Source organism: Parafrankia sp. FMc2, assembly GCF_041008525.1.
Lineage (GTDB): Bacteria > Actinomycetota > Actinomycetes > Frankiales > Frankiaceae > Parafrankia.
In genome coordinates, this window is the sequence record NZ_JBFLUG010000208.1 from 1 (window position 1) to 9,270 (window position 9,270).

The 9,270-nt window shown below is 73.9% G+C and carries 8 protein-coding genes and 1 pseudogene; 4 read left to right on the top strand and 5 right to left on the bottom strand.

Annotated features, from left to right (window positions below):
• The 4 genes and pseudogenes from AB1460_RS34000 to modA form a co-directional block, all read right to left on the bottom strand.
• Positions 1-286: pseudogene (locus AB1460_RS34000) on the bottom strand (CAP domain-containing protein); the annotation flags it as partial.
• Positions 287-474: 188 nt separating this feature from the next.
• On the bottom strand, positions 475-1,623 hold the full coding sequence (locus AB1460_RS34005; protein ID WP_368966408.1) for an ABC transporter ATP-binding protein: 1,149 nt from the start codon (positions 1,621-1,623) through the stop codon (positions 475-477).
• On the bottom strand, positions 1,620-2,396 hold the full coding sequence (locus tag AB1460_RS34010) for an ABC transporter permease (protein ID WP_420497440.1): 777 nt from the start codon (positions 2,394-2,396) through the stop codon (positions 1,620-1,622). Before AB1460_RS34010 ends, AB1460_RS34005 begins: the two co-directional genes overlap by 4 nt.
• 113 nt (positions 2,397-2,509) lie before the next feature.
• Positions 2,510-3,334 (bottom strand): molybdate ABC transporter substrate-binding protein, encoded by an 825-nt coding sequence (gene modA, locus AB1460_RS34015; RefSeq protein ID WP_368966416.1) that lies wholly within the window; start codon positions 3,332-3,334, stop codon positions 2,510-2,512.
• A 105-nt stretch (positions 3,335-3,439) separates the two neighbouring features.
• On the opposite strand from modA, the gene AB1460_RS34020 reads away from it, so the two are divergent.
• The 4 genes from AB1460_RS34020 (at position 3,440) to AB1460_RS34035 (ending at position 8,359) form a co-directional block, all read left to right on the top strand.
• Positions 3,440-3,976: a pyridoxamine 5'-phosphate oxidase family protein gene (locus AB1460_RS34020; RefSeq protein ID WP_368966417.1), complete on the top strand. Its 537-nt coding sequence runs from the start codon at positions 3,440-3,442 to the stop codon at positions 3,974-3,976.
• Positions 3,977-4,199: 223 nt separating this feature from the next.
• Entirely contained in the window at positions 4,200-6,134 is a 1,935-nt protein-coding gene (locus tag AB1460_RS34025; RefSeq protein WP_368966410.1) for an EAL domain-containing protein, read from the top strand.
• Between the two features lie 68 nt (positions 6,135-6,202).
• Positions 6,203-7,417 carry an alpha/beta hydrolase family protein gene (locus AB1460_RS34030; RefSeq protein ID WP_368966412.1) on the top strand — a complete coding sequence of 405 codons (1,215 nt, stop codon included), beginning with the start codon at positions 6,203-6,205 and terminating at the stop codon, positions 7,415-7,417.
• A 264-nt stretch (positions 7,418-7,681) separates the two neighbouring features.
• Entirely contained in the window at positions 7,682-8,359 is a 678-nt protein-coding gene (locus tag AB1460_RS34035; protein ID WP_368966414.1) for a hypothetical protein, read from the top strand.
• On the opposite strand, the gene AB1460_RS34040 is transcribed toward AB1460_RS34035, so the two are convergent.
• Positions 8,305-8,943 (bottom strand): hypothetical protein, encoded by a 639-nt coding sequence (locus tag AB1460_RS34040; RefSeq protein ID WP_071081705.1) that lies wholly within the window; start codon positions 8,941-8,943, stop codon positions 8,305-8,307. The genes AB1460_RS34035 and AB1460_RS34040 overlap by 55 nt on opposite strands.
• Positions 8,944-9,270 lie beyond the last annotated feature (327 nt).

Consider the following 9,270-nt stretch of genomic DNA (forward strand, 5'->3'; position numbering starts at 1 on the left):
GGACGGGTGGGCGGGTGGTCGGTGCCGGCGGGCGGGTCGTCGGCGCCGTGGTGGGCCCGCCCGGTGCGGTCGTGACCGGCGCCGTCGTCGGCGCGGCCGGAGTGGTCGGGCCCGGGGTCCCCGGTGTGGGAGCGGTGGACGCCGAGGCGCTCACGCTCGGTGCCGGGGTGGGCGGGTGGTATCCGCCACCGGGCGAACCGCCCGGGCCGGATCGGCAGGACGCGACGGCTGCCACCAGGGCGACCGCGGTAGCTGCGTTGGCGACGGCCTTACGGACCGGGGCCATGGAGACTCCTTTGGGTGATCTCCCCCCTCGCAACGCCTGGAACTGTAGCGAACCCGACAGAGCCCGCGTGCGGCGGGTCCGGCGCGCCTACAGAAGGGCTCCGTCCTGTCGACGGCGAGCCCGCCCCGGGCACCTGACCTTGCCCTGGCTCGGCGGGCGGCCGCGGCCTGGCTGGTCGGCCTGGCTGGTCAGGGCGCTGCGCCGCCCTGGCTGTAGACGTCCCAACGGCCCTCGTCGACGGTGAGCCAGACCGGCGTCCCGCGGACCAGCCGCAGGTTGGCGAGCCGCCGGGCGGGGATCTCGGCCCGCGTCGCCGGGGTGCTGGCGACCTGCACCCGCACCTGGTCGCCGAGCGTCTCCACCGAGGTCACCGGCCCGGTGAGCACCTGGATGCCGGGTGCGGCACCGGGCTCGCTCAGCTGCACCCCGATCTCGGACGGCCGCAGTGCCACCAGCACCGACCCGTCCGCCGTGCCCGGCGGGGCCGGCAGGGTGACGGGCCGGGCGGCGGTCGCGTCGAGGGTGACCACACCGCCGGCGGCCGTGCCCGGGAACAGGTTGAGCCCGGCGAGGCGGGCGACGTACGACGTGCGCGGCCGGGTGATCACCTCGGCGGGTTCGCCGCGCTGCACCACCTGCCCCCGCTCGAGCACGGCGACGTCGTCAGCGAGCGTGAGTGCGTCGACCGGGTCGTGGGTGACCATGACGACGGGGACGTCCAGCGTCGGCAGCAGGGCGCGGACCTCGGCGCGGACCTCCAGGCGGGTGCCGGCGTCGAGAGCGGCGAGCGGCTCGTCGAGGAGCAGGAGGCCCGGCCCCGGCGCGAGCGCGCGGGCGAGCGCGACCCGCTGCGCCTGCCCGCCGGACAACGCCCCGGGCCGCAGGTGGGCGACCTCGGCGAGACCGAGTCGGTCGAGCATCTCCCGGGCCGCGGCGCGGGCCGCCGCCCGCCGCACCCGGTGGCGCACCCGCGGCCCGAAGGCCACGTTGTCGATCGCGGTCAGGTGCGGGAAGAGCAGGTAGTCCTGGAAGACGTAGCCGGCGCCGCGCCGCTCGGGGGGGACGAACCGGCGGGCGGCCGGGTCGTCGAGGACGGCACCGTCCAGCTCGACGCGCCCTCGCTGCAGCGGGACGAGCCCGGCGAGCGCCCGGAGCAGTGTGCTCTTGCCGGCGCCGTTGGGCCCGAGGACGGCCAGGGTGCGGCCTGGCTCGACGGCCAGCTCGGCGTCCAGCGTGAGCGTGCCGAGCTCGATCCCGATCCGGGCGACGAGCCCGGTGCGGCGCGGTGTGCCGGGCGGCGCCTTCGCCAGCGCGGCCGGGTCGGACCTCTCGATCATGTGAGACCAGCGGTGTGCGTGTGCCGGCTGTTCCACCAGCGGCCGCGCAGGGCGACCAGGACGACGATGCTGACCGTCAGCAGCACGAGGGACAGCGCGACCGCCTTGTCCGGGTCGACCTCCATGGCCAGGTAGACGGCCAGCGGCATGGTCTGGGTGGTCTTCGGGAAGTTGCCGGCGAAGGTGATCGTCGCACCGAACTCACCCAGCGCCCTGGCCCAGCACAGTACGGCACCGGCGGCGATCGCCGGCAGGATCATCGGCAGCGTGACCCGGAAGAAGACGGTCACCCGGTTGGCGCCGAGCGTGGCCGCGGCGTCCTCGAACCGCCGGTCGGCGGCGCTGAGCGCGCCCTCGACCGACAGGACCAGGAACGGCATCGCCACGAAGGTCTGAGCGATGATCACCGCGTCGGTGGTGAACGGGATCGTGAACCCGAACCAGTCGTCCAGGCGCGAGCCGACGATGCCGCGCCGGCCCAGCACGAGCAACAACGAGACACCGCCCACGACCGGCGGCAGGACGAGCGGGATGGTCACCAGCGCCCGCAGCAGCGAGCGCCCCGGGAAGGTGGCGCGGGCGAGCGCCCACGCCAGCGGAATGCCGAACAGCATGCAGACGACGGTCGCGATCGTCGCCGTGCGGACGGACAGCCACAGTGCGTGCCGGGTGGAGGGATCGGTCAGCAGCTCCGGCAGTGATTCCCACGGCGCTCGGATGATCAGCGAGAGCAGGGGCATCAGCAGGAACAGGGCGGCAAGAGCCGCCGGCACGGCCAGGGGCCACGGTGCGCGCCCACGTGTCTCGCTCCGTGAGCGCGACGGCGGCCGGCGTCGGGTCAGCCGTGCCACCGGCCGTGCCACCGGCCGTGCCAGGCGGCCGGTGGTCACGCCGGCGGGCCGAAACCGGCCTCGGTCAGCACCGCGGCGCCCTCGTCGGACAGGACGAACTCGACGAACTCCTTCGCCGTCTCCGCCTCCTGAGACTCGCTCACCGTCGCCACCGGGTAGCTGGTCCGCGCGTTCACGTCAGCCGGGATCTCGATGCCGGTGACCCTGTCCTCGGCCGAGGCGACGTCGGTCTGGTAGACGAGGCCGGCGTCGACCTCACCCAGGCCGACGGTCGTCAGCACCGCCTTGACGTCCTGACCGAAGGTGACCGGCGTGACCCGCAGGCCGGCCTTCTCCAGCACCGTGGTGGCGGCCACGCCACACGGCACCTGCGCCTCGCACAGCGCGACCTTCACGTCGGGGCTGGCCAGGTCGGCGAGATCGTCGATCCGGGCCGGGTTGTCCTTCGGGACCGCGATCTCCAGTGAGTTGGTCGCGAAGGTCTTCGGGTCGGCCGCGTTGCCGGCGTCCACGACCTCGGTCATGTTCTTCGTGCTCGCCGAGGCGAAGACGTCCGCCGGGGCGCCGGAGTTGATCTGCTGCGCCAGCGCGGAGCTCGCGGCGAAGGAGAACTCGACCGTCGTACCCGGGTGGCCGGCCTCGAACTGCCTGCCCAGCTCGGTGAACGTCTCGGTGAGCGAGGCGGCGGCGAAGACGGTGATGGTGTGGGGCTCCGCGGCGGCCGTGGTGGCGGCGGGCGGAGCGGCTGTGGTCTCGTCGTCGTCGGATCCGCAGCCGGCAGCGACCAGCGCGAGTGCGGGAACGAGGAGCAACGGAACGGCGAAGCGGGACACGCGGGCTTTGCGCGCGGTACGGATCATTGACACGGGATGCACGATACATCCGCAATCGCGCTTCTCTGGCCGCTTTCGGATCCGCGTTTACGGTTCGGTAACCGCTGTCGCGGCAGGTGAGAGGCTGTGCCCGTGACGATGGACCTGCGCGGCCGCGGCCCGGCCTTCCTCGAGTTCTGGCGCGAGCGGCACCTGTGCAGCCTGACGACGGTGCGCCCGGACGGCACGGCGCACGTCGTCCCCGTGGGCGTGACGCTCGAGCCGGCGGTTGGCCTGGCCCGCGTGATCACCTCGCGGGGGTCACGAAAGGCCGCCCTCGTCGCTGCCTGCGCGGGGGTCGACCTGACCGGACCGCCGGCCGAGCCGGGCCCCCGATCGGCGCAGGTCGACCCCGAAGGGATAGGCATTGATAGCGAATTGTCCGTAATTGTGGATGGTGGCGCGGGTGCCGACGGTCCGCCGGGCCGGCGCGGGGGCGCACGGGTGGCCGTCTGTCAGATCGACGGCCGGCGGTGGTCGACCCTCGAGGGGCTCGCGGTGGTCCGGGACGAGCCGGCCGCCGTCGCCGAGGCCGAGCGCCGGTACGCCGAGCGGTACCGGACCCCACGGGTCAACCCCCAGCGGGTCGTACTGGAGATCACGGTGGCCCGTGTCCTCGGGACGCTGTGAGCCGCGGCCGGGCGCGGCCGGCGTGGCGCTGACCGGCTGGGAACGCCGGACCGGATGTGACCCGGATCGCAGTCCGTTACCTGCCGTTAACGGCGTCGGGCGTCCCGCCCGAACCCGCGGCGGCACTGTGACGCGTAACAGTCGACACGGCGCGGTGACTGACAGACCCGGGCCACGCGGACACTAGACTGCGCACTCCGGGCGGCGCGGTACGGGAGGTGCGGTGATCGCTGGGGTTGCGGGCCTGGCCGCGGCTGCGTCGTCGGTCGGCATGCTGATCGTCACCGCGGACGGTCGGGTCGCCTGGGTGAACGACGCCCTCGTCGAGCTCGTCACCGGCCTGCGGAACCCCGACTCGGCGTTCGAGGCACGGCTCGCGGTCGCCGAGGCCGGCCTGCCGCTGACCGGGCTGCACCCGTCCGCCCCGCCGGCCGTCCTGGACTGGACCGCCCCCGACGGCTCGCCCCGCCTGCTGCGTGCCTCCTGCCGGGACATGAGCGCCGGCCAGCCGTCCGAGCTGTTGCTGTTCGAGATCGTTGATCTGACCGCCGAGATCACCGCCTTCGGCGCCGGGCTGCCGGCCGCGTCCGCCGCCGTGGCAGCGCCAGACGGTTCCGGGGAACCCGCGAGAGGCGTCCCGGGAGACCCGGCGGGCGACCTCATGGGAGATGTCGTCGCGGAACTCGCGGCGGCCGTGCTGGGTGTCGCGGGCCTGGGGGAGACAGCCGCCCCCACCGCGACCGACGAGCTCGAGCCCACCCACGGCACCGCCGCCCCGGAAGGTACCGGCGCGGCCGTGGGCGATCCTGCCGCGCTCGCCGATCCCGCGTCGCTCGCCGAGCAGGCTCGTCCCGACGCCCACGGCATCGATCCCCTCACCGGTCTGAGTACCCGCTACGCCCTCGCCGAGGAGCTGGAGAGCAGGGTCGCGGGCACGGAGGCGACGGACGGCTCCCTGCTGATCCTCGACATCGATCATCTCGCCGACGTCAACGACCTGCAGGGGTACTCGATCGGTGACGCCGTCCTGCGGGCGGTGGCCCAGGCCCTGCGGGAGGAGCTTCCCGACGGCACTCGCCTCGGTCGTCTCGGCGGGGACGAGTTCGCCGTCGTCCTCCCCGCCGGGGGCGGCAGTGAGGGCCTGGCCGTCGCCGAGCAGCTCTGTGCGGCGATCGCGGCCCGCACCGCCGCCGCCGAGGACGTCGCCGTCCAGGCCACCGTCAGCATCGGCGTCGTCCCGCTCGAGCTGGCGGCAGGCAGCGAGGCCGCCTTCGCCTGGGCGGACCTGGCCCTGCGCGAGGCCAAGCGCTCCGGGCGCAACCGGGTCCGGCTGTTCACCCGTGAGCAGTACGACGAGGCGGCGCTGCGGGTGACGGTCACCAGCCGGGTCGCCGCCGCGCTCGACAACGGCCAGATGTCGCTGGACGTCCTGCCCGTCGTCGACCTGGCCAGCCGGGAGATCGTCGGGTTCGAGCTGCTCTCCCGGCTGCGGGACGGGGTCTGGCCCGAGCTCGGCCCGCGTGGCTTCCTGGCCGCCGCCGAACACACCGACCTGGGTCTGCACCTTGACCGGTGGGTCGTGCTCCGGGCGGTGAACGCCCTCGTCAGCGGGCTGCCCGGGCGGGTCTACGTCAACCTGGCCGCCCGCTCCCTGCGGGACCCCGCCTTCGGCGACTTCATCCTCTCCACGCTGCGCGACAGCCGGGTCGACCCGGCCAGGCTCGCCCTGGAGATCCCCGAGGGCGCCGCGGTGGCCAACCTGGACGCGGCCCGGCGGCTCGCCGAGCAGCTCACCGCCGGCGGCTGCCCGGTTCTGCTCGACGACTTCGGAATGACCAGCGGGGCCGTCATCGCGCTGCGGAACCTCCCGCTGTGGGCCGTCAAGATCGACAGCAGCCTGGTGCGGACCGTGGACACCAGCGCGCGCGACCGCGCTGTCGTCGAGGCGGTCGTCCAGATCGCGCGGACGGCGGGCATGACCGTGATCGCCGAGGGGGTGGACCGGGCGGCGCTGCCGCAGGTCCTCCTCGACATCGGAGTCACGGTCGCGCAGGGCTATCACGTCGGCCGCCCGCGGCGGCTCGCCGAGCTGCTCGGCGGAGGCGACGGTGGCGACGACGTCACGACGGTGATGAGCCTCGGCGGCTACCGCCGCTGACCTGGTGCGCGTCGGCGGCGGCATCCTTCCGCTGGCTCCGGCGTGGTCGCTGTGCGTAGTGTCGGTCCATGTCTGCGGCGTCGGACGCGTTCCCCGCGGCGCGCGGTCGGTTGCTGCTGGCGGCGGCTGTGGCGCTCGGCGCGCTGCTGCTCCCATCGTGCGGTGCCTCGTCCGCGGGGAGCGACCCGGCCGGGCGCGCGACCGGCACGGCGGGGGCGGCGTCCGCCCCCGCGCCGGGTTCCGGGGCTTCCGGGAGCAGCGCGGCGGGCCGCCCGGTCCTGGCTCCGGACCAGCCGGGGGAGCACCCGGTCGGCTACCAGACCCTGACGGTGACCGACGAGAAGCGTCCGAACCGCCCGCTGGTGACCTCGGTGTGGTACCCGGCCCGCGCCGGCGCCGGCCCCGCGCGCTATCCGGTGACCGACGGGGTGACGCTCACGTCGCGCCGGGCGGGGGAGGAGGCCCCGGCCGCGCCCGGCCGCTTCCCGATGGTGGTCATGTCGCACGGCAGCGCCGGCAGCCGGGTGCAGCTCGCCTACCTCGCCGAGGCGCTGGCGAGCCGCGGGTTCGTCGTGGCCGCGCCGGACCACCCCGGCGACACCATGATCGAGGTGGCCGAGGGCCGGCAGGCACCGCTCGTCGATCTGGCCAGCGACCGGCTCCTCGACATCTCGAGCGTCATAGCCGCGTTCACGAAGCCCGACTGCCCGATCGCCGGCATGGTGCGGCCGGACCAGATCGGCATCGTCGGGTTCTCCTTCGGCGGCCTGACCTCGATGACCTCCACGGTGGGCTTCCTGAACGCCCCCGCTGACAGCCGGATCCGGGCGGTCGTCGGGATCGCCCCGGCAACCGAGGTCGTTCCGGCGGATCAGCTGGCCCGGCTCCGGGTGCCGACGATCATGATCGGCGGCCTGATGGACGGCGCGGTGCCGCTTGACCGCAACGCACGGCCCGCCTTCGGTGAGCTCACCGGCTCCCGCCCGCGCTACCTCGTCACCGTTGCCGGCGGGACGCACAACTCGTTCACCGAGATCTGCGCCCAGGCCGCCGCTGCCCGCGACCGCCCGGTGGCGGAGGGCGTGCGGGTGCGGCTGGAGGTCACGGCGGACATGACCTGCCGGCCCCCCGCCATCGACATCGACCGGGCCCACCGTCTCACCGTCTACTACACCGTGGCGTTCCTGGAGAGCCAGCTGGCCGGCGCGGCCGGTTACGACCGGTACCTCACCGCGGCGGCTGCCCGGACCTTCCCCGAGAGCGAGCTGCACGTGGTGGACTGAGGGCCCGGCGTGCCAACCACTCTCGTGGGGGACACGGCTGTGGTCTGATCGACGCGGCTGCGGTCGGTGACCTGGGCGGACGTGCCGGTGTGCGCCGGGCCCGCCGCCCGGCGCGGCCAATCGGATGACCGTCCCCGATCACGGCGGCTACCGTGACCCGACCGGGCCGGTGCCCGACTGCCAGGCACCAGGCCGCCCGGGCGCCGTTGGCGCCCGGCACCGCCCAGCGGCACGGTGTTGTGACCCGCGAGGAGGTCGACCAGGATGTCCGCACGCCAGATCCGGCGGTTCCACCTTGAGCGTGACGTCGACGTGTCCGGAGTGTCGGGCACCGGCGCTGTCGCGTTCGGAGTGCAGGCCCCGGACGGAACCTGTGTCCTCTGGTGGAACTCCGACCACGGCTCGGTCGCCCTCTACCCGTCGATGGAGACGTTGCTGGCGATCCACGGCCATGCCGGGATGACCCGGGCGGTCTACATCGACAGCCCCGAGTCTCCCGCCGCCGTGCCCACCACGGTCCAGGCCGATTCCGCGGTGGCCGACCCGGGGCCGGCCGGCTCGGTGCTGACGGACCCGGTGGTGACAGACCCGGCCGCGCTGCGGGCCGCGGCGGCATCGGTGCGGCCCGGCCGGGCTCCGAGCCCTGGTCGGGCACCACGTCCCGGTCGGGCGAGCGGGCGCCGGTCGGCGGCGGTGCGTGATACCGGCCGGAGTGGGCGCGGGCGCGCCGTCCGGCCGTCCTGGGAAGCCACCGCCGGGTCGATCATCTCCCGGGTGGCCGCGCGGGGAGGTGCCGCGCGCGTTCTGCGGAGTGAGCGCCCGCCGGCCGAGGAGGGGCCAGGGGAGCGGGGGCCGGTGCGGCGGCTGCCGGTGCGGCCGCTGTCTGCTCAGGTGAGTGGGCGGAAGCACGGGACGGTCGGGCCGTCCGGGTCGATGGTGTAGAGGGCGAGCGTGCCGGCCATGTCCTGAGGGTCGACACCGATCGTTCGCATGTCATCGGCCATGCCCGCCATGATCCCGAGCGCGTGCCGTACCAGCACGGCACCCATGCCACGCGGGTTGTCGACATGGGAGTGGAACTCGACGGCTGACCGCGCGTCCGCGGTCAGCGTGGCCAGGGCGCCGAGCCGGATGCGGTCGGTCAGGGTCTCCCAGACCCGTTCCGACTGCGGTGCTTCCGGGCTGCGCCACACCTGGCGATAGGACATGGCCGCGATCACCGCGGCGGGCGGGCGCCCGGTGCGCAGGTGAATCGTGACCGTCCACATCGCCAGCAGCCAGGTCAGTGCGGACATCGTGCGGTGGGGGTCGTCTTCGACCCGTTCGACGAGCTGTTGCTCGGCGGCAAAGCGGTTCTGACGTGAGAGCCACGAAACGACAAGTCGCTCCATGTCAACCACATCAATCATGGGCAGTTCTCGAGGATGGGGGCGGGCGAGCGCGGCGGCCCGGCGTGAGCTGGTGTCCACCAGAGCCAACGCCCCCGTGTCCGGGAGAGTCTGCCAGGCGAGTCCCGACAGCGGCATGGCGGCCACAGTAGCCGGGCCCGGGAGCTTTAACCATCAGCGTTGATGAAAGATTGTTGTCATTTCGGTTTCCGGTGCTACCCGTCCGTGCCGGTCGGTCCGGATTTCTGTCGCTCCTGTCACCAACTCGGCCGATAACCGTCACGAGAAGGTTCGGCGGCGTGCCCAGAGTGCCCGGTCAGGGACGCATCGGACCCGCCGCCGTGCCGCTACTCGCCCAGAAGGTCTAGGACGATGGTGGGGGGCTGGGTGGGTGTGGTGGCGATGTGGGTGCGCCAGTGTTTTTCGGCGGCGTCGGGGTCGTGGTGGGCGATGAGGTCGAGGAGG